19 protein-coding genes are annotated in these 23143 nt (G+C 64.2%); 9 read left to right on the top strand and 10 right to left on the bottom strand.

The window, feature by feature from the left end; genetic code table 11:
- Window positions 1-43: 43 nt before the first annotated feature.
- On the top strand, window positions 44-1249 hold the full coding sequence (locus tag AD89_RS0106040; protein ID WP_025777710.1) for an acyl-CoA dehydrogenase family protein: 1206 nt from the start codon (window positions 44-46) through the stop codon (window positions 1247-1249).
- An 85-nt stretch (window positions 1250-1334) separates the two neighbouring features.
- Entirely contained in the window at window positions 1335-3053 is a 1719-nt protein-coding gene (locus AD89_RS0106035) for a class I adenylate-forming enzyme family protein (protein ID WP_035320093.1), read from the top strand.
- 99 nt (window positions 3054-3152) lie between these two features.
- Here the strand turns inward: AD89_RS0106035 and AD89_RS0106030 are convergent, their stop codons facing one another.
- Genes AD89_RS0106030 through AD89_RS0106020 form a run of 3 tightly spaced genes read right to left on the bottom strand, consistent with a single transcriptional unit; the run spans window position 3153 to window position 7173 of the window.
- Complete coding sequence (locus AD89_RS0106030; RefSeq protein WP_025777708.1) at window positions 3153-3386, bottom strand: hypothetical protein; 234 nt, start codon at window positions 3384-3386, stop codon at window positions 3153-3155.
- Between the two features lie 53 nt (window positions 3387-3439).
- Window positions 3440-6043, bottom strand: coding sequence for an ATP-binding protein (locus AD89_RS0106025; protein WP_025777707.1), 2604 nt, complete (start codon window positions 6041-6043; stop codon window positions 3440-3442).
- Entirely contained in the window at window positions 6040-7173 is a 1134-nt protein-coding gene (locus AD89_RS0106020) for a metallophosphoesterase family protein (protein WP_025777706.1), read from the bottom strand. The genes AD89_RS0106025 and AD89_RS0106020 overlap by 4 nt, the downstream gene beginning before the upstream one ends.
- A 209-nt stretch (window positions 7174-7382) precedes the next feature.
- On the opposite strand from AD89_RS0106020, the gene AD89_RS0106015 reads away from it, so the two are divergent.
- From AD89_RS0106015 to AD89_RS20115, 4 genes are all read left to right on the top strand, one after another.
- On the top strand, window positions 7383-8207 hold the full coding sequence (locus AD89_RS0106015) for an ABC transporter ATP-binding protein (RefSeq protein ID WP_025777705.1): 825 nt from the start codon (window positions 7383-7385) through the stop codon (window positions 8205-8207).
- Between the two features lie 105 nt (window positions 8208-8312).
- Window positions 8313-9356 carry an ABC transporter substrate-binding protein gene (locus tag AD89_RS0106010; RefSeq protein ID WP_051505104.1) on the top strand — a complete coding sequence of 348 codons (1044 nt, stop codon included), beginning with the start codon at window positions 8313-8315 and terminating at the stop codon, window positions 9354-9356.
- A 27-nt stretch (window positions 9357-9383) separates the two neighbouring features.
- Window positions 9384-11495 carry an iron ABC transporter permease gene (locus AD89_RS0106005; RefSeq protein WP_025777703.1) on the top strand — a complete coding sequence of 704 codons (2112 nt, stop codon included), beginning with the start codon at window positions 9384-9386 and terminating at the stop codon, window positions 11493-11495.
- 51 nt (window positions 11496-11546) lie between these two features.
- On the top strand, window positions 11547-13091 hold the full coding sequence (locus AD89_RS20115; protein ID WP_197021716.1) for an alpha/beta fold hydrolase: 1545 nt from the start codon (window positions 11547-11549) through the stop codon (window positions 13089-13091).
- Between the two features lie 74 nt (window positions 13092-13165).
- Here the strand turns inward: AD89_RS20115 and AD89_RS0105990 are convergent, their stop codons facing one another.
- On the bottom strand, window positions 13166-14530 hold the full coding sequence (locus AD89_RS0105990; RefSeq protein WP_025777702.1) for an SLC13 family permease: 1365 nt from the start codon (window positions 14528-14530) through the stop codon (window positions 13166-13168).
- Between the two features lie 70 nt (window positions 14531-14600).
- Window positions 14601-15734 carry a PrpF domain-containing protein gene (locus AD89_RS0105985; RefSeq protein ID WP_035320092.1) on the bottom strand — a complete coding sequence of 378 codons (1134 nt, stop codon included), beginning with the start codon at window positions 15732-15734 and terminating at the stop codon, window positions 14601-14603.
- A gap of 113 nt (window positions 15735-15847) precedes the next feature.
- On the opposite strand from AD89_RS0105985, the gene AD89_RS0105980 reads away from it, so the two are divergent.
- A complete protein-coding gene (locus AD89_RS0105980) occupies window positions 15848-16765 on the top strand; it encodes a LysR family transcriptional regulator (RefSeq protein WP_025777700.1) in 918 nt (305 codons plus the stop codon).
- Between the two features lie 70 nt (window positions 16766-16835).
- Here AD89_RS0105980 and AD89_RS0105975 read toward each other — a convergent pair whose 3' ends face one another.
- On the bottom strand, window positions 16836-17747 hold the full coding sequence (locus tag AD89_RS0105975; RefSeq protein WP_025777699.1) for a LysR family transcriptional regulator: 912 nt from the start codon (window positions 17745-17747) through the stop codon (window positions 16836-16838).
- Between the two features lie 64 nt (window positions 17748-17811).
- Here AD89_RS0105975 and AD89_RS0105970 point away from each other — a divergent pair, with 64 nt between their 5' ends.
- The gene (locus AD89_RS0105970; protein WP_025777698.1) at window positions 17812-19293 is read left to right on the top strand and encodes a malate:quinone oxidoreductase; all 1482 of its coding nucleotides are present in this window, start codon (window positions 17812-17814) and stop codon (window positions 19291-19293) included.
- On the opposite strand, the gene AD89_RS0105965 is transcribed toward AD89_RS0105970, so the two are convergent.
- On the bottom strand, window positions 19280-20191 hold the full coding sequence (locus tag AD89_RS0105965; RefSeq protein ID WP_035320091.1) for a helix-turn-helix domain-containing protein: 912 nt from the start codon (window positions 20189-20191) through the stop codon (window positions 19280-19282). The genes AD89_RS0105970 and AD89_RS0105965 overlap by 14 nt on opposite strands.
- An 18-nt stretch (window positions 20192-20209) precedes the next feature.
- Here AD89_RS0105965 and AD89_RS0105960 point away from each other — a divergent pair, with 18 nt between their 5' ends.
- Window positions 20210-20632, top strand: a complete 423-nt coding sequence (locus AD89_RS0105960; protein ID WP_025777696.1) for a VOC family protein — start codon at window positions 20210-20212, stop codon at window positions 20630-20632.
- A gap of 44 nt (window positions 20633-20676) precedes the next feature.
- Here AD89_RS0105960 and AD89_RS0105955 read toward each other — a convergent pair whose 3' ends face one another.
- From AD89_RS0105955 to AD89_RS0105945, 3 genes are read right to left on the bottom strand one after another with little or no spacing between them, the layout of a single operon-like run.
- Window positions 20677-21261 (bottom strand): hypothetical protein, encoded by a 585-nt coding sequence (locus tag AD89_RS0105955; protein ID WP_025777695.1) that lies wholly within the window; start codon window positions 21259-21261, stop codon window positions 20677-20679.
- 1 nt (window position 21262) lies between these two features.
- On the bottom strand, window positions 21263-22801 hold the full coding sequence (locus tag AD89_RS0105950; protein ID WP_025777694.1) for a sodium/proline symporter: 1539 nt from the start codon (window positions 22799-22801) through the stop codon (window positions 21263-21265).
- On the bottom strand, window positions 22798-23004 hold the full coding sequence (locus AD89_RS0105945) for a hypothetical protein (RefSeq protein ID WP_051505110.1): 207 nt from the start codon (window positions 23002-23004) through the stop codon (window positions 22798-22800). Before AD89_RS0105945 ends, AD89_RS0105950 begins: the two co-directional genes overlap by 4 nt.
- Window positions 23005-23143: the final 139 nt, after the last annotated feature.

Here is a 23143-nt window from a genome sequence, read left to right as displayed (position 1 = left end):
GAGACCAGACCACACAGCAACCGTCGAGAAGCAAGGAGCCCCCGTGTTGGAAATCAGCGAACGCGGACGTGAGTATCAGCAGCGCCTGAACGCGTTCATGGACGAATTCGTCTACCCGGCCGAGCCGGTCTATGCCGAGCAGATGGCCGCGGCGGCCAGCCCCCACACGCAACCGCAGATCCTCGAAGACCTCAAGGCCGAAGCGAAGAGGCAGGGCCTGTGGAACCTCTTCCATCCGCACCCGGAATGGGGCCCCGGCCTGACGAACCTCGAGTACGCTCCGCTGGCCGAGATCACCGGACGCAGCCTGGAGATCGCACCCGAAGCGATCAACTGCAATGCACCGGATACCGGAAACATGGAGGTCTTCACGGTCTTCGGCACCGATGAGCACAAGGAGAAGTACCTGAGGCCCCTGCTCGAGGGTGAGATCGCCTCGGCGTTTGCGATGACGGAGCCGGCTGTGGCCAGCTCCGATGCGACGAACGTCGAGATGAGCATGGAACGCACCGACGACGGTTTCGTGCTCAATGGCCGCAAATGGTTTGCGTCGAACGGAATGCACCCGAATTGTCGGGTGCTCATCGTCATGGGCAAGACCGACCCCACTGCCGAAGTGCACCGCCAGCAGTCGATGCTCGTCGTGCCGATCGACGCCCCCGGGGTCACGGTCGTGCGCAACCTGCCCGTGTACGGCTACGCCGACCGGGAAGGCCATGCCGAGATCGTCTTCGAGAACGTGCACGTGCCTCTCAAAGACATCCTCAAGGGTGAGGGCGAAGGCTTCGCCATCAGTCAGGCGCGCCTGGGCCCGGGCCGTATCCACCACTGCATGCGTGCCATCGGAGCCGCCGAACGTGCGCTCGAACTCATGGTCAGACGCGCCGAATCCCGGGTGACCTTCGGTGAGAAGCTGTCGAACCGGGCGAACATCCAGGACTGGATCGCCGAATCACGGATCGAAATCGATCAGGCTCGACTGCTGACCCTGCACGCCGCGGACATGATGGACAAGTACGGCAACAAGGTCGCGAAGAACGAGATCGCGGAGATCAAGGTCGTCGCTCCGACGATGGCGCTGAAGGTCATCGACCGGGCCGTTCAGGTCCACGGCGCCGGCGGAGTCACCGAGGACTTCCCCCTGGCCCGAATGTGGGCGCATATGCGCACCCTGCGTCTGGCCGATGGACCGGATGAAGTGCACAAGCGCTCTATCGCCCGCAATGAGATCAGGAAATACCGCGGCTGAGGTCGACTCTTCCGCGCTACAGTGAGACCCCACCGGGCCCGCAGCAGTGTGCACGGGCCTGGCACAGCCTGCGAAAGGATGTTCAATGACGAACAATTGGTTTGAGGAGCGCCCATGGATCACCACTTTGGGCGATATCGCTCAGGAGCCCTATGTGCTGCCGGAATCGACGCCCTTGGCCGATCTGGCCGCCACGGTCGAAGCCCGCGGCGACGAGGAAGGCATCACCTACTACGGATTCACCCTGACCTGGGCCGAGTTCGACCGGTGGTCGACGGCATTCGCCGCTTTCCTCTCGACCCACGGCATCAAACCCGGCGATCGAGTCGGCATCTATGACCAGAACACCCCCGCGTTCGTGATCGCCACCTACGGGATCTGGAAGGCCGGAGGCACCGTCGTCCCCCTCAACCCCATGTACCGCGGCGAGCTCGAGCACATCTTCTCCGACTCCGAAGTCACGGGACTCATCGTCTCTCAGGCCGCCTACCTCGACCGGGTCAAGGACTATACGGCAGACGTGCCACTCGTCGTGCTCAGCGACGACCGAAGCTTCCAGACGGACGGCCCCGAAGCGATCTACGCGATGTTCGACTCGCTTCCGCGATTCGAGGAGCTGCCGCCGGCCGAGGGACGCTTTGCATTCGCAGACGCGGTGCAGAGCAATCTCGATGCCGATTTCACCCCGCACTCCCCCGCACCGTCGGATCTCGGCCTCATCGCCTACACGTCCGGCACCTCGGGACGGTCGAAGGGAGCGGCGGCCACACATGCGAACATCTCGAGCAATTCGCGCTACTGCCTGCGCAACCCGATACTGGGCCCCGGTGACGGCTACGTCTCACTGGCGCCGCTGTTCCACATCACCGGATTCATCTGCCAATTCCTTGCCGCTGTCGCCGGCGGCGCCCGTCTCATCCTCAACTACCGTTTCGAGCCCGGTTCGCTCATCGCCCTGTGCGAACGGGAGAAGCCTGCATACATGGCAGGCCCGGCCACGATCTACACAGCGATGATGGCCCACCCGGATTTCAGCGCCGAGAAGTTCGCTTCCTTCAAATCGCTCATGTCCGGCGGTGCACCGCTGCCCGAGGGTCTGGTGAATAAGTTCGAAGAACGCGCCGAGATCTACGTCGGTCAGGGCTACGGCCTGTCGGAGACCTGCGCGCAGGTCGCCACCGTGCCGCACGGTTTCCAGGCCCCGGTCGACCCGGACAGCGGAAACCTCGCCTGCGGTCTGCCGCAGGCGGACGTGATGATCCGCATCCTCGATGACGACGGTCAGCCAGTGGGTCCCGGGGAGGTCGGCGAAGTCGCGATCTCCGGACCTCAGGTGGTCTCCAGCTACCTCAACAATCCTCAGGCCACGGCCGAGCAGATCCCGAACGGCGAGCTGCACACCGGCGATGTCGGATTCATGAATGAGGACGGATGGCTGTTCATCGTCGACCGGAAGAAGGACATGATCAATGCGTCCGGCTTCAAGGTCTGGCCACGAGAGGTCGAGGACGTGCTCTACATGCATCCCGCCGTGCAGGAGGCAGCAGTCGTGGGCATCCCCGATGACTACCGCGGAGAGGACGTGGCGGCCTTCGTCACGCTGCAGCCCGGCGCCGAGGCGACCGCAGAGGAGATCGTCTCCTTCTGCCGGGAGCGTCTCGCCTCCTATAAGGCACCGCACCAGGTGACGTTCATCGATCAGCTGCCGAAGACGAGTTCCGGCAAGATCCTGCGGAGGACCATCCGCGCCGATGCCGTCGAAGCCGCTCAAGCGGCTAAGCAGGCGGCCGCTCCCGCCGACTGAAGGCAGCCGCCTCGAGTTGCGGACGATTCGTGCCGGATTTTCAGCAGAATTCGACACGGATCGTCCGCAACTCGATCATTCGGGTCGCGTCGGTGTCGTTCAGGGAACGCGGGATGCGGGAAATCTGTCTGCTTCGCTGACGATTTCCGGAGTCTGCTCGTCTTCCTCGACTATGCCTGCTAGCTCCCATCGGCCATGGACCGGACAGCGCTGGAAGCGGTAGGCACCGAAGCGGATCGATTTGAATGAGACCAGCGGAATCCAGCGCGTGCGGTAGTACCCGCCACCGGAGCAGCGGACGATGACTTCATCGGCATAAGTCTTCTCGCTCATCACCTCAGGCTACTGCGTGGTGCCTCAACGACGCCGAGGCTGGACGCTGAGGTTCAGCTCAGGCTGACGGTTTCGGCGCCGCCGATGGACGCGAACCGGTCGGGCTGACAGGTGAGCAGAATGACCTGAGCCGTGCGGCCGACATTGCCGAGAATGACGTTGAGGGCGGCCAGACGCTGCTCATCGGAGAAGCCGAAGGCATCGTCGAGGATGACCGGGGCCCCGGCTTCCCCATCGACGAGGGTGGCGACGGCGAGTCGGCCGATGAGCGCCAGCTGTTCCTTCGTCCCACCCGAGAGCGCGTCGAAGGCGACCGTGCGCCCGTCGAGCGTGCGGGAGACGATTTCGAGATTCTCGGAGATCTCCACCGACAGTCCCTGACCGAAGATCACTCGCCCAAGCTTCTCGATCGCTTCCTTGAACGGGGCGACGTACCTCCGCTGAGCCTCTTCCTTGTGCGCGAGCACGGTATCGCGCAGCAGACGGATCGCATTCGCCTGACGCTGCATGCGAGCCAGCCTCGATCGAATGGACTCCAGGTTCTGCTCTGCGACTTTGAGCTTGTCGTAGATGCCTTCGGCCGCGCGATCCTCGATGAGGGCCGAGAGCTGATCGACTTCCTGTCGGTCCTTCTCCTGCTGCTTCTGCTTGCTCTCGAAGAGCTGGAGAGCATTCTGCCGACGCATCTCCAGGGTCTCCGGGTCGGCGGCGTCGTATTCGGAGCGTGCGGCAGCGGCCTCGTCCTCCAACCGCGTCAATGTTGCCGCGGCGGCCGTCAGTGCTTCGTCGAGCGACTCATCGGAGTTCGATTCCCTGTCCGTGCTCAGGCGGGTACTGAGGTTCTGCAGCGTCGTCGCCGCCTGCTCGTGCGTCGACTGTGCACGCACCGCAGCCACACGTGCCTCATCTCGGTCGGCGCGGATACGGTCGAGCGCGGTCCTGGCCGTATCGACCTGTGCACTCGCATCGTCGACGGCTGCCGTCGTCGCTTCGACTCTGGCTTGGAGATCGTCGATCGACGTGGCGGAATCGTTCGTGTCTGATTCGTCTCCCGCCACATGTTCGGCTCGGGTGAGGGCGGCATTGAGCTCATCGCGGTCGTCGTCCCCGATGAGCACACGCAGAGTCGATGTGGCTTCTGCCAGCACTGCCTCGGCATCGGTGCGCACCTCGCTGCGTTCTCGTGCCTCCTCAAGGGTGGCCCCTCCGAGGCGGTCGAGCTCCGCGTCGAGATGTGCCTGAGCGGATTCGAGATGCCGGTCGAGCTCGGCCGGCGACTGCCCCGGTCGCACGGTGATGTCGACGACGGAGTCGATGAGGATCTGCAGGTCCGAGGTGACGGCGAATTCCTCGGCAGAATCCTTCGGCACATCGGTTCCGTCGATGCTCACTGCGGTGTCGCCGAGGCGGCGGGCGACGATCTGTGCCGCAGCCGCCGTCTTCGCGTTCTGCGCAATGCGCAGCTCGGTGAACAGTCCCCCGAGTTTCTCGACGTCCTTCGCGGTCACAGTGATCGACCCGATCGTCGCTTTCGCTTCGGCGACACGATGTTCCTGCTGACGGATATCGGTCAGTCTCTTCCGCAGAGTGTCGACCTCTCTGCGTGCGCGGACACGAGCGAGTTCGGCAGATGCGCTCTTCGCCTGGTCCTGCGCGCTGACGAGTTCGGCCTGTCTGGCCTCGAGGCTCTTCTGCGCTTCGGCGAGAGTCGAGTCCTCTTCCTGCTGTGCGGCCGTGACCTTCTCGAGTGCGGCGTCGGCAGTCTTCACTGCCTTTTCAGCCGAGGCGACCTCAGTGATGAGTGCCTGGCGACGGTCACGTGCCTCCTCGGCACGCTGTCGTTCTCTCTGCGCGGCGCTTGCGCGTTCGAGCGCACGGTCGAGTTCAGCCTTGAGCCCGGACACAGCCTGCACGGCTGCCTCAGCGTCTTTGCGTTCGGTCACGGCCGACTCCAGTTGGGCACGCACACCCTTCAGCCGCTCAGTTGCTCGAGCATGTCGGTCGACGAGCGCGTCCATGTCGGCGCTGCGAGCCACCAAATCACGATACTGTTCTTCGGCGGCGGGAAGCTGCTCGGTGAGTCTGCGCAGTTCACCGGTCTCTTTGCCTTTGGCCGTGAAGAACCTCAGGTATTCGGATTCGACTCGGTCGAGGAAGGCATCGTGGTCGGCCGGCTCCTCCCCGGCATCGCCCAGAGCCCCGTGCAGGGCCTTGATCTCGGCCAAAGACGCCTGATCGAGGCTGCGTCCCTGAGCGACGTCGAGGGCATCGAGCAGGTCGACGTCGACGGTTTCGTCGAGGATCGCCAAGAATCTTTCGTGTGCCTCGTTGCCGCTGAGCTGTTCGGAGACAGGCTTGAGAATGCTCAGTTCGGTGAAGGGCTGTTTGATCCAGCGTTTGCTGTACCGGAGCTCGTAGTCCCCGGTGCTCAGGTGCAGGTTGACCCGTGGGCCGACGTCGGAGCCGACCGGCTGGGTGTCTTTGACGCTGGCCTTGCGCGAACTGTCCTTGTCCTCACGCAGCTGTGTGATGGCTTGGTGGATCGAGGACTTCCCGACCTCGTTCGGACCTTCGACGATCGTCACTCCGGAGCTGAAGTCGACAGTGGCGTCGCTGATTGCTCGGTAGTCGATGAGGCGAATGGAATGAAGTCTCATGAACCGCTCCTGGCGAATCGAAAGAGCAGGCCGAGTGCGTCTTGGGCCGTGACTGCTGAGTCGTCGTCTGCTGTGGCTCGTGCGGAGAGCTCGTCAAGAGTCTCCTGCAGATACCCGCTCAGTCCGAGATCGGCGAAGTCTTCGTCGGCGGCGACGACCGCCAAGTCCATGTGCCGCTCCCAGAGTGAGACGAGGGCGAACAGATCGGAGAAGTGATCGAGCTGTTCATCGAGGCGGGCTTTCGCCGCCGTCGGCAGAGTGCCGCGCAGGATCAGCCACACCGCCGTGCGGTCCTTGTCGGGGACGGCGTTCATCCGCTCTTCGAACTCGGTGACATCCTCGGTGGAGTTGAGGTCGGCTTCGATGACGGTGAAGGCCCAGGTGCCGACGTGGACCTTGTCGACCTCGGCCCGATGGGTGTCGGGATCGATGTCGACGACGAGGACGTTGCCCGGATCGGTCTCACGTCGAGAGGTCACCTCCGGTGCCCCCGGGTACCAGATGCGGTCGGCGACTTCGAAGGTCGCGTGCCGGTCACCGAGCGCGACGAACTGGGCGCGATCCTCACGCAGCAGAGCCTGCAGATGGTCGGTGTCGATCGTCGCCAGCGATTCCCGGTCAGGGTCAAGGACGCTGACGGCTCCGTGTCCGGCGATGATGCGGATATCACCGGCAGCCACCTCGGCGAGGTCATTCGTCGCCGCGGCGACGAGATCCCCTTGGGGACGTTTGGAGAACCAGGGGGCTCCGATGATCTCGACCCCGGGACCGACGGTGAAGGGACCACTGTCGCGCAGGACGTGCACATGGGAGGGCACTCGCGAGGAGAATGCTGCGGAGTCGTAGATCGAGGCGGCGTCCAAGGGGTCGTGGTTGCCGGGAAGCAGGACGACCGGGACGGTGAACGCGTTGAGGACTTCGAAGGTGCGGGCGATGATCGCTCGGTCGAGCTGGTTGGTTTCGAAGACGTCTCCGCAGACGAGGACGAACTCCGCGTCCGTCTCGGCGGCGAGCGCACCGATGCGAGCCACGGCATCGAGGCGTGCGCGGTGGAACCTCGGGCGCGCCTCGTCGCTGAGGTAGTGCGCGGTCATGCCCAGCTGCCAGTCCCCCGTGGCGATGAATCTCATCTGCTCCTCCTCGATCGGTCCCATCTTACGGTCGCGGGCTCACCATATCGGCCGCCACTGACATAAGTGATGCACAGCACACTTTGCATCGCCGCCAGAGGTCCCACCTGGGCGGATGCCAACGACGCACCGCTCAGACCTCGCTCGACCAACGAGTTCCGCCCCTCAGCCATACCACCACTCGTCGACTTAGGTTAGGCTAATCATTTGTGAACGCGATTGCACTGACTGCCACCGGCCTCAACCTGGGCTACGACCGCACCGAGGTCGTCCATGACGTGAGCCTGACGATCCTCCCGGGACGGGTGACCGCCCTGCTCGGCCCCAACGGATCGGGCAAGTCGACCGTCCTGCGATCACTGGCCCGACTCCACCCGATCGCCTCGGGCGATGTCGTCATCAGCGAGGCAGATGCGGACACTCCGTCGAGCACTCTGACAGCCAGAGAATTCGCCCGGTTCGTCACCCTGCTGTCCCAGTCTCGCCCGCACCCGTCGGGCTTGAGCGTCCGTGAGATCGTCACCTTCGGCCGTCACCCCCACCGCAAGCGCTTCGCCGGTCTCACCGAGGCCGATCGCAGCGCGGTCGATCGTGCACTGACTCTCACCGGCACCATGGCGATGGCCGATCGTCCGGTCGACCAGCTCTCCGGCGGTGAGCTCCAACGCGTGTGGCTGGCGACCTGCCTGGCGCAGGACACCGGTGTGCTCCTGCTCGACGAACCGACGAACCATCTGGACCTGCGCTACCAGGCGGAGATCCTCGACCTCATGCGCGAACTCGCCGATGACCACGCCATCGCCGTGGGCGTCGTCCTCCATGATCTCGAGCATGCGGCCACCGTTGCCGACCACGTGGTCCTGCTCGAACAGGGCCGCATCCGTTCGGTCGGCACCTGCGAGGATGTCTTCACCGCCGAGACGCTCAGCGAAGTCTACGGGCTGCCCATCGCGACTCGCATCGATGCCGACACCGGATTGGTCCGGGTCGAGGCTCTCCACCGACGGACCCGCCGCCCGGCCGCAGCCCTCTGAGCGCCCATCACCCTCGCCGCTGTTCACACCCCGTCCTCTGACGTTCACACTCCGATATCGCACCACCCCAGACCCGATCGCTGATCGGCCCACAGAAAGAAGACCATGACCACAACTCCTCTGTCGCGCACCTCGTTCGCCGCCTTCGCATCGGCGACGGCGGTCTGCGCACTCGTCCTGACCGGGTGCGGGACGACCGACACCGATGCTCCCGCCGATGCGACGTCACAGACCTCGGCCTCATGCGCGGACGACTCGAGGACCACCTCGGCGGATCCGGTCACAATCACCGACGACACCGGTCACGAGATCACACTGGACAAGCCCGCGGCAAAGGTCGTCTCGCTCGAATGGCAGTACACCGAGGATCTCCTCTCCCTCTGCGTCGACCCCGCCGCTGTCGCCGATGCGAAGGGCTTCACCACTTGGGACACTGCGGAGAATCTTCCCGAGTCGACCACCGACGTCGGCACCCGCCAGGAACCCAATGTCGAGTCGATCCTGTCGGCCGACCCGGATCTCGTCATCATCGAAACGACGAACCGCAAGGACAAGATCGTCGGTCAGCTCGAGGACCAGGGAATCCCCGTGATGGCGATGGCCGGCGCCGACGGGAAGGATCCCGTCAAGTACATGAAGGACACATTCACCACCGTCGCCGAGGCCACCGGTCGCACCGAGCGCGCAGAAGCCGTCCTGACCGACTTCGATAAGAAGCTCGAAGAATCCAAGAAGGCCATCGCCGAGGCGGACCCGGAGACCACCGAATTCGTCTACTTCGACGGCTGGGTGAATGGTTCGAATGTGGCGCTGCGCCCCTTCGGCCAGGGTTCGCTCATCGGCGAACTCGGTGAGGAGCTGGGTCTGAAGAACGCGTGGACCGGTGAGGTCGACCCCGCGTATGGATTGGGACAGACCGATATCGAAGGCATCTCGAAGGTCGGTGACGCGAACTTCTTCTACACCGGAACCGAGGACCCCGAGTCCGAGGACTATGTGGAGCTGCTGAAGAAGAACGACATCTGGGCGAACATTCCCGCCGTGAAGGACGACCGCACCACGGCCTTCCCCGCAGGGATCTGGACCTTCGGCGGACCCAAGTCCTCCGAGAAAGCCCTCGACGCCTACGTCGACGCTCTGACGAAGTAATCCGTGGCCTCTCCCCTGACCCGCCAGATGACGCCCAGCCCGACGACAGCGACACCGGAACCGACCGTGGTTCCGGTGCGCGGTCGCGGTGTCGTCGGTGCTCTCTCGACCGCCGCCGCCCTGCTCGGGCTCGTCGCCATCCTCGTCATCGCCTCCGCATGGCATATCACGCAGGGGACCTCGGGGGTCGGTGTCCGAGAGCTGTTCACGGCCATGACCGGTACGCTCTCCCCCGCCGAGGATGGTCCCAGTGCCCGTGACATCCTGCTGGGGTCCCGGCTGCCGCGCGTGGGGGCAGGGATCCTCGTCGGCATCGCCTTGGGCGTTGCCGGTGCCCTGTTCCAGTCGCTCGCGCGTAACCCCTTGGCGTCGCCGGACACGCTGGCGGTCACCGGCGGTGCATACTTCGCCGTCACCGTGGTCACCGCCTTCGGCATTGCGATTCCGCTCTGGGCCTCGGGCGGGGTCGCCTTCTTCGGCGGTCTGCTCGCCGCAGCCCTCGTCCTCGGCCTGGCTGGAGGCGCAGGTGCCTCGACGACTCGGCTCGTGCTGGCGGGCACGGCCACGGCGATGGCGCTGCAGGCAGGGACGTCGACTCTGCTCATCCTCTTCGCCGAAGAGACGACGAGTCTCTTCTCCTGGGGCTCGGGCACTCTCAATCAGCTCGACGGCTCCGCGGCTCTGCGCAGCATTCCGGTCATCGCCGTCATCGCCGGCGCTGCGATTCTGCTGTCGAGGCGGCTGGATCTGCTCGGTCTCGGTGATGATGCCGCCTCGGTGCTCGGAGTTCCGGTCAGGTCGACCAGGGCCATCGGGATCCTGCTGGCCGTCATGCTCACCGCCACTGCGGTGACCCTGGCCGGGCCGATCGGCTTCGTCGGTCTCTGCGCTCCGGTCATCGCCAGGCTGTTGGCCCGCGTGGTACCGGGCCTCGGCCGTCATGCCGTGCTCTTTCCGGCAGCCGGTCTCATCGGCGCGATCATCGTCATCGTCGCCGACGCCCTGCTGCGCGCCATCGTCGGCGCCACCGAGGCGATCACCCTGCCGTCAGGTGTGACGACAACCGTGCTCGGGGCGCTCGTCCTCGTCCTGCTGGCGCGGTCGATGCGCACGGCATCAAAGGCGGCGACCACCTCGGCAGCGAATTCGACGGTGGTCGGTCCTCGACGGGCCGGCCTCGTCATCGTCACCGGCACCGTCGTTCTCGTCGCCGTCGCCGTGATCGGTCTGCTCACCGGGGAACGGTTCTACCTCCTCGGCGATATGCTGCTGTGGTTCCAGGACCGGGCGGCACCCGTCATCGACTTCGCCTTCGATTCCCGGGCGCCACGGGTCGCGGCTGCCCTGGCGGCCGGTGCTGCGCTCGGACTCTCCGGCACCCTCGTCCAAGCCAGTGCACGCAATCCTCTGGCCGAGCCCGGCCTGCTCGGCATCACCGGTGGAGCCGGACTGGGAGCCGTCATCGTCGTCACCCTCATCCCCGGCGCCGGGGTCGGTCTCGTCTCCGGGGTCGGTATCGTCGGGGCCCTGGTCGCCTTCGCCGTCGTCTACGGGCTGTCGTGGCGGGGCGGAATGAATACTGATCGTCTCGTCCTCATCGGCATCGGGCTGTGGTTCGGTTTCACCGCGCTGACCACACTGTTCCTCGTCCGAGCGAATCCCTGGGACACTCCGGCGCTGTTCACCTGGCTGTCCGGATCGACGTACGGACGGACGTGGGCCGATATCGCACCGGTCGCCCTCGCTCTGCTCGTCGCCGTACCACTGGCGGTCGTCTGGACGCGCGAACTCGACCTGCTCGCCCTCGATGATGACACCCCACGGCTGGTCGGAGTTCCGCGTGAACCGGTGCGCCTGGCCGTACTCATCACCGCTGCCGTGCTCGCGGCGGTGAGCGTATCGGCCGTCGGTGTGGTCGGTTTCATCGGTCTCGTCGCCCCGCATGCCGCACGAGCTCTGGTCGGGGCCCGACATATCCGGGTCGTGCCCACGGCGATGCTGCTCGGGGCCGTGGGCCTCGGCGTCGCCGACGCCGTGGGACGTACGGTCATCGCTCCGGCGCAGATACCGGCCGGGCTCATCGTCGCCCTCATCGGTGCTCCGTACTTCGTCTACCTGCTGGCACGTTCGCGGGCGTGAGCGCGGTGTAGAATCGTCCCTACTCTTATCCATCTCCGACAGGGGCGTCCGGTGGAGTTCGTCAAGTTCGACGGCATCGAATTGGCCGTGGACCGCTTCGGGTCGCCCCAGGGTGAAGCGGTGCTGCTCATCGCCGGGGGTGCGCAGTCGATGGATTGGTGGACACCCGATTTCTGCCGAATGCTCAGTGGGCAGGGCTTCCAAGTCATCCGCTACGATCACCGAGATACCGGTCGGTCGACCTCGAGTCCGCCCGGCCACCCGCGGTATACCGGAGAGGAACTCGTCACCGACCCCGTTCGCATTCTGGACGAGTTCGGAATCGCGTCCGCTCATCTTATAGGGCTGTCCATGGGTGGTGGCATAGCGCAGGTCATCGCGGTCAGATTCCCCGAACGGGTGCGGACCCTGACGCTCGTGGAGTCCTCACCCGCCGGAGGAGACCCAGGGCACCTGCCGCCGCCGACTGCGGAACTCCAATCGACCTTCGCCGCAGATCCGCCGAACGTCGACTGGTCCGACCGAGCTGCCGTCATCGAACATCGCATCGACGTCGAACGCCCGTACGCGGGGTCGTCGGGTTTCGACGTCCGCCGGGCTCGGGAGATCGCCACAGCTGAGGTCGAGCGAACCGTGGACATGGAATCGTCGATGACCAATCACTTTCTCATCGCCACGAGTCCCGAGTGCGATCCGGCGGCCATCGACGCGCCAACTCTGATCATCCACAGCACCGACGACCCGCTGTTTCCCGCAGCACATGGTCAGGCGCTGGCCCAGATGATCCCCCATAGCGACATTCTCATGCTCGAAGGAACGGGCCACGAAGCTCCTCCTCCCAGCGAATGGCACACTGTGGTTCCTCGACTTCTCGCACATATGCGGCAATCGATCGGCCCGGCCGGCGGGCTCGGCGGCGCCCCATTGCTGTCCGACTTCGGCTGGTTGGACGACATTCGCAGGAGCTACGACATCGATGCCGAAGGCTACGCCCGCGAAGTGGACGGACTGCTCGAGTCCAGCCCCCACCTACGGGCAGGTCTTCGCCTCTTTGCGGAGCTGATCGGCGAAGACTCGGAAGATCGCGTCGCCGACGTCGGCTGCGGCACAGGCTACGTGACCGGCTATCTCAATGGCTTGGGATTGAACGCTTTCGGCATCGACGTCTCTCCTGAGATGCTGAAGATCGCTCGCCGTGACCACCCCTCATGCCATTTCGAATGCGGCACGATGACGCAGCTGAGTACAGAAGATGGAGAGTTGGCGGGCATTGTCGCCTTCTGGTCGATTGTGCACGTTCCCGACAGTGCCATGCCCGGCGTGATGGACGAGTTCAGACGGGTTCTGCGGCCCGGAGGCCTGCTGCTCGTGGGGTTCCACGTCGGAGACGGTGCGAAACACACCTCACGGGGGTATTCCGGTCAGGGCGTCGACATCGACAGTTTTCTGAGACAGCCGAACACCGTCGCGCAGTGGATGCGCGACGCCGGTTTCACTGTGCTTTCCGAGTTGGTGCTCAGGCCCGCCGATCCTTCCCCGGGTGCACTCCTGCTCGCCCGTGCCGATTCTCAGCCGACTGCTGACCTGCCGGATTGAGGTGCGTGATGGCGACGAAAGGTCGCCGCCGAATCGCGAATCTATTCGGCGGCGACCTTTGTACAGTTCGGTTCTCAGATGATTCCTGTCGGCACAAGCAGAGCCCACGCAAGAAGCGGAGCGATGAGCACGACGAACGCAGCGTAGATCATGAGGTCGCGCCAGATCGTCTTCGCCTCGCTGCCCCGAGTGTTGGCGATGATGAGCGCACCGTCTGTCGAGAAAGGAGAGACATCCACGATCGTCGCCGATACGGCGAGCGCCGACATGACGGCAGTCGCGCTGAGGGTACTCTGCTCGAGCAGAGGTATGGACATCGGAATCAGGGCCGTGAGCAGCGCGGTGGACGACGCGAAGGCCGAACTCACGCCGATGACATAGCAGAGGACGATCGCGACGATGAGCGGCGCACCAATCGCCACGGCCATCTTCGAGAGCGAATCGATGACACCGGCATGGGTGAGCAGGCTGACATAGACGATCATGCCCGACACCAGGAGGACGGTCGACCACGAGATTCCAGAGACGAGGTTCTCGGAGTTCTTCAATGAGGTGAAGGCCAACACGAGCCCACACGCCAGTCCGAGGAAGCCGATCGGCAGGTCGAAGCCTACCGCGCCGATGACCATGGCGGCGATGAGACCGATCGTCAGCCACACCTGACGGGTCACCGTCGTTGTCGCCGTGCGCTCTTCGGTTTCAACGGCGACAGCCGTCCCTGAGCCGCCAGTCGGCCCAGTCGTCCCAATTTCGGAGTCGGAACCTTTCCTTCCGGAACTGGAAAATCCAGGAGCTCCCCAACCTTCAAGCGTTTCCGGGTCAGGCACTGTGCGCAGTCGCCCGAGAGCTTTCATCACGATGACGATGAGAATCGTGACCAGCAGGTTGACGACATAGGCTGCGAGGAAGAGAGCACCACCGTTGATCTCGAAACCATTGGCCTCGGCAATGTCACGAACAATGTTTCCGGACACGGAGATCGGTGAGAACCCACCTGCGTGTGCACCGTTGATGACCATCGCTCCCATGACCACTCCGCTGTAGCCGGTCGAGGCACAGAATCCCATGGCTGCCGGTGCCAGGAGCGCAACTGCGGCAGGCGAGAATGTGCCCATCGCAGTCAGCAGCGAGGAGACGACGAAGAAGATCCACGGCACGATATTGATACGACCCCGGACCGCGCGAATTGCCAGATCGACGAGGACCCTGATGGTCCCATTCCTCTGGGCGATGCTGAAGAAGAAGGTCACGCCTACGATCGTCAGCACAATGCTCGCGGGAAACTCCTCAAGGATCTCCTTGTCGTCCATGCCGAAGACGAAAGTGCCGAAGACGAAAGCCCCGACGAGACCCATGATTCCGATGTTGATGGGCCATTTGGTAGCGGCGATGAACATCACCACCAGAACCACGAGCATGAGTATCTGGACTAGGGACATGGGTGTTCCTCCAACTTCATTGTCAGTTGATCTTCCTTGAAAAGAATCAGGTATTCCTTGGGACGGTCGCTTATGAGACCAGGGGCAGATCGATGTCTGCGTGGGCAATCCGCCGCGCCACTCGTCTGACTCCGAGACGAGCAACTTGCCCCGACTCGGTGAGCTGCACTCGACAGACGATGACTCCGACGGGGGTGCCGATGCGGATAGCCACCTCGGTGTCGTCGGTGGTGTTCTGCAGAATCCGCTTGTCGATGGCGTCATTGACAAGACTTCCTTCGACGAAAGAAGCCCGTGCCAGGGCGATCGCCGAGGTGATTCCGATGGCGGGATGCAGATCGAACATCGATACCATCCGTACAGATATGTCGTAGTCTCCGGCGGAGATCCTCTCTCCGGAGATGCTTAAGTAGTCGGACGGCGGCGCGATCAGTCCTGCCTTGGGTACGGCAGGGCTCGGCTCTTCGCCTTCGGCGCTCAGTCCCATTGACCTCGAGGCGGCCGAGCGGATCTCGATGAGTTCCTTGAGTCTCAGACGAATCTCCGCGGTCGGCTCGGCCCCGGACAGTCCGAGGTCAGCGGCATTGACGAAGCAGGCTGGAGCACCGGCGTCGATGCAGCTAACGGTGATCGAAGCACCGTCGAGGCTCAACTCGGTGGCTGCCTCTCCAGCCGGCAGCAGTTCGCCGGTTGAAGCACCGTCGACGTTTTCGAAGAAGACGTTGACCGGAATGCCCGGCATCGAACTTCCCGGTATCGCTTCGGAGCCGTTCGATGGAATCCTCTTTCCGGGTGTCGCGACATGAGCGACCACGACGGAGCGAGTGTTCTCATTCACCATCCTCACCGGAGTGACTTCACCGTCAGGGCGGACCAGTCCGTTCTGGATGGCATAGAGCGCGACAGCCGAAGCACAATTGCCGCAGTTCGAGGTGAATTCGACCGCTGACTGACCGATTCCGACCTGTGCGAACAGGTAGCTGATGTCGATGTCGGGGATCGCCGACGGCGAAATGACAGCAGCTTTGGAGGTCGTCGAGGAAGCCCCGCCGACTCCGTTGAGCTGGCGGTCGTCTCCCGACCCAAAGGCCGCAGATAAGGCTTGCGCGATCCCGGCTCTGTCTGCAGGCATCTCGTCATTGGCGAACAACCAGCACTTGGATGTTCCGCCTCTGTACCACTGTCCGTGGAGCTGACTTTCCACTCGCTTCTCCTTGGTCCATCGCCGCTGCCTGCGACGACGAACATCAAGTTTTCACATCGGCAAGTTAAGTTCAATCAACACCTATTAACCTCGCTATAAGCTACGCTTAAATCATGAGCTCAGCGCCCTATAACGTCGATCGCCTGCTCCTGCTGCTTCTCGTCTTTCGGACAGGCAGCCTCTCTGCCGCCGCCGACGAACTCGCGTTATCGACCTCGGCAGTGTCACAGCAGATCAGCAAACTGGAACGCGAAGTCGGCCTTCCGCTGGTCGTCCGCCACCCGAAGGGCATGCGCCTGACAGATGCCGGAGTCAAGCTTTCGTCTTATGCGGCGACCATCGACAATGCGCTCACTGCGGCACGGAACGACATGTCCGCGTTTGCTCAGCTCGACCGAGGTGAAGTGCGGATTGCCACTTTTCCGACCTTCGCCGCGTCGGTGATGCCGAAGATCCTTCAGCATTTCCATCAACTGCACCCGGACCTTGATGTGACGGTCAAGAGCTACCGTCTCGACCGCATCCAAGAGGCGCTCGAACGACGCGAAGTCGATCTCGCGACACTGTGGGACTACCCCTGGGCACCGATCGACGACCAGATCCCCGTGACGACGCTGCTCGAAGAACCCACCATGCTGCTCCTTCCATCAACTCACGCGCTGGCACGGCGCCGAGTCGTGGAGCTCCAAGAAGTGGCGGACAATCCATGGATCACTCGCTCTTCGCACCCCGTGGCCTCGGTGCTCGGGCGGATCTGCAGTGATGCAGGATTTGCACCACGCATCGTCTTCGAGGCCAATGACTACCAGGAGCTCCTGGGTATGGTGGCCGCTGGACTAGGGGTGGCAATCGCTCCCCGCCTTGCGGTCCAATCCCATGGCCCCGATGTCAAAGTCGTCTCCATCAGAGGAAATTCTGCACCGAGACGCATCGTTCTTACTCAACTGCCCGAACGAGTCCCATCACCGGCAGTGCTGTCGCTGGTTCGCGCCTTCCGCAAGATCGCCAGCGCGAAGGAATGGCGAAATTGACTGGCCCCTCCGGCTTCAGGACCGGGCACCTTCCACCAACGGCGCCCTCATCGGCACCCACGCTCGGGCGTCAGCCCTCTCGCGCCCACTCGGCCGCGTGCTCGCGGATGAAGTCGCGCAGGCGTTCGACGACTCGGCCGGGCCGGCGCACGGCCGAACACAGGGCGATCTCACGGACATGATCGGGCCCGTCCAGGGCCACCTCGGTGATCCCGTCGACCGGACGCACCGCGGGCGGGATCAATGCCACGCCCATTCCGCGGCCGACGAATTCGCGGATCGTCGAGAATTCGGTGACCTCGATCTTCACTTCCGGATCGAATCCGCTCGCCCGACACCACCGGTCGGTCAGCACCCGCAGGTTGTAGCTCGCAGGGGTGGCAATGAATTCCTCGTCGGCCAGCCGATCCAGGGTGATGCTGCGAACGCCTGCCAACGGGTGCGCATCGGGCAGGGCTGCGATGATCGTCTGCCGAGCGAGCACCTCGTGGTTGACCTCGGCCGGAGGCGGAATGATGATCGCCAGATCAAGGGTTCCCGTCTGCAGATCAGCGACGAGCTCGGCACCGTGGGCCTGCTTGAGATCGAGTCGGATGCCGGGATGAGCCCGATTGAATGCCGCGAGCAGATCGGGCACCTCACCGGCGCCCATCGTCAGCGGAAATCCGAACCGGATCGTGCCGTGTTCGGGGTCGGTCGCCTCGGCGAGATCGGCCAGCGCCGCATCGATCTCCGTCAGCGGGGCACGCACCGCGGCCACGAGATCCAGTGCCGCCGTCGTCAGACCGATGGCGCGTCCGCGCGGGACGGTCAACGGCACGCCGAGGTGGCTCTCGAGGGCATGGATGCGTCGGCTCATCGTGGACTGGGGTATGCCGAGGGCGGCGGCGGCCTCGGTCAGATGCCCGTCCTGATCAGCAAGTTCGACAAGTTCCCGAAGTGCCGTCAGCAGAGCCGTGCGGGAATCCGATGATCGTTCCATATTCGGATCATACAGTTCCGAACGCTCATTGGACGGATGATTCCTGTGGGCGCATGGTGAGAGCATGACTGCGAACCCCCAGCACACCAACCAGCTGCCGGATGCCGATATCGTCCTCATCGGTGCGGGCATCATGTCAGCGACTCTGAGCTCAATGCTGACCTTGCTCGATCCTGATCTGCGGATCCTCGTCCTGGAGAAAGCCGAGGACATCGCCGATGAGAGCAGCGACCCGTGGAACAATGCCGGCACCGGTCATTCGGGGTACTGCGAGCTCAACTACATGCCCGATCCGGCTGACGCAGCGAAGCCTGCCGAGATCGCCGGGCAGTTCCACCTCACCCGGCAGTGGTGGACCCATCTCGTCCGACTCGGGCTCCTCGACCCGGCGGACTTCGTCCATTCGGCCCCACACATGAACCTCGTCTTCGGCGACACAGACGTCGCCTACCTGCGCCACCGAGTCGACACCCTCAAAGCCGATCCGCTGTTCTCAGAGATGGAATACACGGAGGATCCGGACACCATCGCCCAGTGGGCTCCGCTGACGATGGAGGGACGGGTCGACAGCGACGAACCCATGGCGGCGGCACGGCATCCGCGCGGCACCGACGTCGATTTCGGCGCGCTGACCTCTCAGCTGCTGAGGATCGGGTCCACCGAGGTGCGCACGAGTCACGCGGTGACCGGGCTCGAATCACGCGCTTCGGGCTGGATGGTCAGCGGTTCGACGCCGACGGGACCATTTGCCGTGCACGCGAAGACCGTGTTCGTCGGTGCGGGCGGCTTCGCGCTGCGGCTCCTGCAGAAGGCGAAGATCCCCGAAGTCCGCGGCTATGCGGTTCTGCCGGTCGGTGCCGCCTTCTACCGGTGCTCGACGCCGTCGGTCGTCGCCCGGCATGATGCGAAAGTCTACGGTCAGGCCGACGTGGGAGCCCCGCCGATGTCGGTGCCGCATCTGGATCGGAGAGTCGTCGACGGCAGGGAGCATCTGCTGTTCGGCCCGTATGCGACCTTCAGCACGAAACTGCTCAAGCACGGTCGCCTCTCGGATTTCTTCACGACCGTCCGGCCGGGCAACCTGCACGTCATTGCGGCAGCCGGTCTGCAGAACCTCAGCCTCGTGTCGTTCCTCGTCAAAGAGCTGGCGGCCAGCCCGTCGGGGAAGTTCGCGCAGCTGCGTCGCTATGTCCCGTCGGCCCGACGCAACGAGTGGACCCTGCTGCCAGCCGGGCAGAGAGCGCAGCTGGTCAAACCGAATCCGAAGAGGATCGGCGTTCTGCAGCAGGGCACCGAACTCGTCGTGTCCGCCGACGGTTCGATCGCAGGCCTCCTCGGGGCCTCCCCCGGAGCATCCACGGCGGTGCCGATCATGGTCGACCTGCTCGCGCGAGCCTTCCCCGCCCAGTGGCACGGCGGCTGGAAGTCACAGATCGCCGAGGCGGTCCCCGACCTCGACCGCACCGACTGGACCGCCGAGGCGGTCGCCCGCTCCCACAGCGACACCGACGAGGCGCTCGGGCTGACCGCGCTCAGCCGCGGGTGACCCGCGCGGACTTCCGCTGCGCGTACTCGGCGGGGCTGAAGCCGGTGACGCGAACGAAATCCGTGCTGAAGTGCGATTGGTCGAACCAGCCGAAGTGTGCGCCGAGGTCGGCCAGAGTTCCGTCCCAGCCACGGTCGATCGCACCGACGGCGTCGATGACACGCGCCCGGGCCAGGACCTTCTTCACGCCGACCCCGCAGAAGCTGCTGAACATCCGCTGCAGGGTACGTTCACCGATATCGGTTCTCTCCGCCAGGATCTTCAGGCTCACGACGTCGGGGTCGGAAAGTATGTCAAGCACCCGTTTCAGCCGTTCGAACGACGGGGTCATCTGCGGTCTCCACGACAGCAGCCAGCTCTCCACCGACGCGGCCAGATCACCGAACTCCGGTGCCCCAGCCGTCTGCGACTGCGCAAACATCTCTGCCAGTCCGAGGTCGGTCTCCAACCGCGGAAACCACTGCTCGGCCGGGATCGTCGAATCACGGATGCTCGCCGGCTTCCCGTCGGAGAAGGCCAGAGTCGCGCCCGGCTGAAAGTTCACGCCGAAGACTCCGCCACGGCCGAAGATTCCCACATCGAAGCGCCGCTTCGTGACCGGACCGGTCACCCACGCACCCGGCCCGTCGACGTGGGCCCGACGGCTGTTGCCGAACTCGAAGGTCAGATGGATGGTCGGTTCGGACAGAGTAGCCGTCTGGTAGCTCTCGCCCTCCGGCAGGTCCCATTCGACAGCCCAATAGCGTTTGACGAACGGACGCAGACGCTCGGAGACAACGCGCACCGACGAATAGCGCGCGTGCTCGAGCATCTCCCCCGGCTTGAGCACACGGCCGAGGAAATGCTGCGGCATGTCTTTGCCCGGTGACGCATTTTTCCTAGTGACCTCATCGTCCATGGCACAAGAATGTCAGACATGACTGACACACAGAAGACCGACACCGCCGCGACCACCGCCGACGACACCACCGCTGCCCCCATCGCCACCTTGGCGATGGTCACCCTCGACGCCCCGAACGCCGCAGTCCTCGGAGAGTTCTACTCCTCCGTCCTCGACTGGCCCATCGCCTACTCAGACGAGAACTATGCGATGCTCACCGGCCCGAGCCACGCTCTGGGCATCGGCACGATCCCGGACTATCAGCGACCGAGCTGGCCCGACGACGGACACAAGCAGTTCCACCTCGACCTCGCCGCCGACGACATCAAGGCGGCGGCCGATCGCTGCGTCGAACTCGGCGCCACCCGAGCCGAACCGCAGCCGGGCGAGACCTGGGTCGTTCTCCTCGATCCCGCCGGTCACCCGTTCTGCATCTCGGACGCGAAGAACTGGGGCTGAGCACCCCGGCACCCCACCACACCCGCACGACCTCAGCTGAGCCCTCAGCTCTGTCCGGCCTTGTCCACCCGCACGATGTAGTGAGACCCGTCGAGACCGTCGACGAGAATCGTCGCCGAATGCTTCGCGTTCCCACCGGTGACGATCCAGTTGGGTTTGAGCACTCCGCGCAGACCGCCCGCGGGAGTGACCTCGATGCCCATTCCGAGCTTGACCGTCTTGACGACCTTCGCACGCGCCAATGATCGCGCGGTTCGCTCCGCCTCTCTCCGAGCCGGCAGCGGTCCCGACTGCTCGCCGAACCGACTCAACCACTCCGATGATCCCGCAGTGGCGCCGCGAGGGGTGAAGTCGGCGATCATGCCCCGTCCGGACACAGCATTGACGAGCACATCCAGGAGCTGCCCCGGTCCGGACGCATCCCGGCGGAAGAGCCCGCGAATGCGCACATCGAGCGCGGCCCACCAGAAAGGATGATGCGTCTGCCTGACCTCGGCGAGCGCGCCCGGGAGCTTGCGCTGGAAGACGGCGAGCGCCTCGGCGGCGGTGACGAGCGGTTCCATCCGCATCGGGTCCTCGACCTGCAGGTCCGGGCGAAGCGAGTGCCCGGTTCCGATCTCGGCACTCATCTCAAGCGTCCTTCGGAACCTGACCGGCCAGGGAATCGTTCTGACCGGTGAGCATGTGGGCGGGAATCGCACCGATCTTGTCGGTCTCCTGCATCGCCTCGAGAACGTGGCCAGGCACCGGGTGCGACCGCTGGGTGGCCAGAGAGACGAGGATGAGAGCCAATGTCGAGCAGACGATGCCGATTCCCATCGGGTCGACTCCGGTGACGTCGACGAGTCCGGTCAGCTGCCATACGACCGACGACACGGTACCCAAGATCATCGAGGCGATCGCACCGGGCACGTTCGCCTTCTTCCACCAGGCGGCGGCGATGTAGACGGGAACGAACGCGGCACCGAGCACTGTGGTGGAGAAGATGACCACCTCGGCGACGGCAGGAGGATCGTTCACGGCGACGAGGTAGCCGATGACTGCGAGCACGAGGACGGTGAACCGCGACACCCACACGGACTGCTGGTCGGACATGTCCTTCTTGACGAAGCGTTGGAACAGATCCTGGCTGGCGATCGTGCCCGACTGCAGCAGCAGAGCATCGGCGGTGGACATGATCGCAGCCATGATTCCGGCCATGACGATGCCCACGGCGAAGTCCGGCAGCACTGTGTCGGCGACTGCGAAGACTGCGAGCTCCGGGTTGTCCAAGGTCGGCAGCAGGATGAGCGCCATGATGCCGACGATGTAGGGAGCAGGGATGAACAGCAGATTGAAGCCGGTGGCGTAGAGGCTGGCGCGCCTGGCCACCGACGGCCGCTTCATCGCCATATGGCTGACGTTGACGTGCGGCCAACCCATATAGCCGATGGAGAAGACGAGGACGGCACCGACGATGACTCCCCATTGGACGGATTCGATGCCGTCCGGGCCCCACATGGTCAGCAGGTTCGGGTTGATCTGCCCGACCGCCTCGTTGCCGGCCGTCCATCCGCCCACCGCCTGCAGGCAGGCGATGAGGATCCACACCATGCCGATGAGCATGATGATCGCCTGCACGAAGTCGGTGTAGGCCACGGCGAGGTAGCCGCCGAGGAAGGTGTAGAAGACGATGACGCCGACAGCGATGAGCAGCGCCCACGCGTACGGGATGCCGGTGACCATCTCGAGCCCGCGTCCGCCGGCGATGAACTGACTCATCACATAGAAGAAGATGCAGAACACGGCGACCGGTGCGGCGATCGCGCGGATCCACTTCGACGGATACCGATGTTCGAGGTATTCGATCGACGTCAGCGACCCGAGGATCTGAGAGAGCTTGCGCATCCGCCGGCCGAGGATCGAGAGATTGAGGACACCGCCGCCGATGTCGCCCATCGCGTACCAGAGTGAGAAGTAGCCCTTCGTATAGGCCAACGAACCCGCACCGAGGAACATGTACCCAGACATCGACGATGACTGCAGACGCAGAGCAGTGACCGCAGCGCCCAAGCTGCGTCCGCCGAGCAGATAACCCTCGCTGCCCTTCGACCCGACCTTGAGCGTCCACACACCGATCCCGGCCATGGCGGCGAAGTAGATGAGCAGGAACCAGGTTTCGATATTCATGCCGCTCCCCCGTTCCCCTTCGCCGAGGCGGCCCCGCCATCTCGTCCGCCCGCTCCGTTCGCGGTTGATGCCAGGGCCTGATCCTCGGCCACGTCCTCAGCCTTCCAGCCGCGGGAGAGGAAGACGAAGACGAGGGTGTAGATCACCCAGATCGCAGGAATGCCGGCAATGATGACGACTGTCGCCGTCGGGAGACCGAACACGTAGACCACCTCGTTGTGATGCGGGGATACTGATGCTGTGAGTGAGATTACAGCTTATCGCGAGAAGCCTGAGGCTGCCGCGCCGGGTTCGCATGGTGGGAACCCGCCCGAACTGCATGTCCGGGCTGTCGGTCCGTAC

Source organism: Brevibacterium sp. VCM10, from assembly GCF_000583215.1.
Taxonomy (GTDB): Bacteria; Actinomycetota; Actinomycetes; order Actinomycetales; family Brevibacteriaceae; genus Brevibacterium; species Brevibacterium linens.
The sequence above is the reverse complement of the archived record's forward strand: the minus strand, read 5'-3'. Positions and strand labels throughout refer to the sequence as shown.

Coding starts and splice junctions, on each gene's coding strand:
- AD89_RS0106035 (WP_035320093.1), top strand. CDS start 1,335: ATGACGAACAATTGGTTTGAGGAGCGCCCATGGATCACCACTTTGGGC.
- AD89_RS0106030 (WP_025777708.1), bottom strand. CDS start 3,386: ATGAGCGAGAAGACTTATGCCGATGAAGTCATCGTCCGCTGCTCCGGT.
- AD89_RS0106025 (WP_025777707.1), bottom strand. CDS start 6,043: ATGAGACTTCATTCCATTCGCCTCATCGACTACCGAGCAATCAGCGAC.
- AD89_RS0106020 (WP_025777706.1), bottom strand. CDS start 7,173: ATGAGATTCATCGCCACGGGGGACTGGCAGCTGGGCATGACCGCGCAC.
- AD89_RS0106010 (WP_051505104.1), top strand. CDS start 8,313: ATGACCACAACTCCTCTGTCGCGCACCTCGTTCGCCGCCTTCGCATCG.
- AD89_RS0106005 (WP_025777703.1), top strand. CDS start 9,384: ATGACGCCCAGCCCGACGACAGCGACACCGGAACCGACCGTGGTTCCG.
- AD89_RS0105990 (WP_025777702.1), bottom strand. CDS start 14,530: ATGTCCCTAGTCCAGATACTCATGCTCGTGGTTCTGGTGGTGATGTTC.
- AD89_RS0105980 (WP_025777700.1), top strand. CDS start 15,848: ATGAGCTCAGCGCCCTATAACGTCGATCGCCTGCTCCTGCTGCTTCTC.
- AD89_RS0105975 (WP_025777699.1), bottom strand. CDS start 17,747: ATGGAACGATCATCGGATTCCCGCACGGCTCTGCTGACGGCACTTCGG.
- AD89_RS0105970 (WP_025777698.1), top strand. CDS start 17,812: ATGACTGCGAACCCCCAGCACACCAACCAGCTGCCGGATGCCGATATC.
- AD89_RS0105965 (WP_035320091.1), bottom strand. CDS start 20,191: ATGGACGATGAGGTCACTAGGAAAAATGCGTCACCGGGCAAAGACATG.
- AD89_RS0105960 (WP_025777696.1), top strand. CDS start 20,210: ATGACTGACACACAGAAGACCGACACCGCCGCGACCACCGCCGACGAC.
- AD89_RS0105955 (WP_025777695.1), bottom strand. CDS start 21,261: ATGAGTGCCGAGATCGGAACCGGGCACTCGCTTCGCCCGGACCTGCAG.
- AD89_RS0105950 (WP_025777694.1), bottom strand. CDS start 22,801: ATGAATATCGAAACCTGGTTCCTGCTCATCTACTTCGCCGCCATGGCC.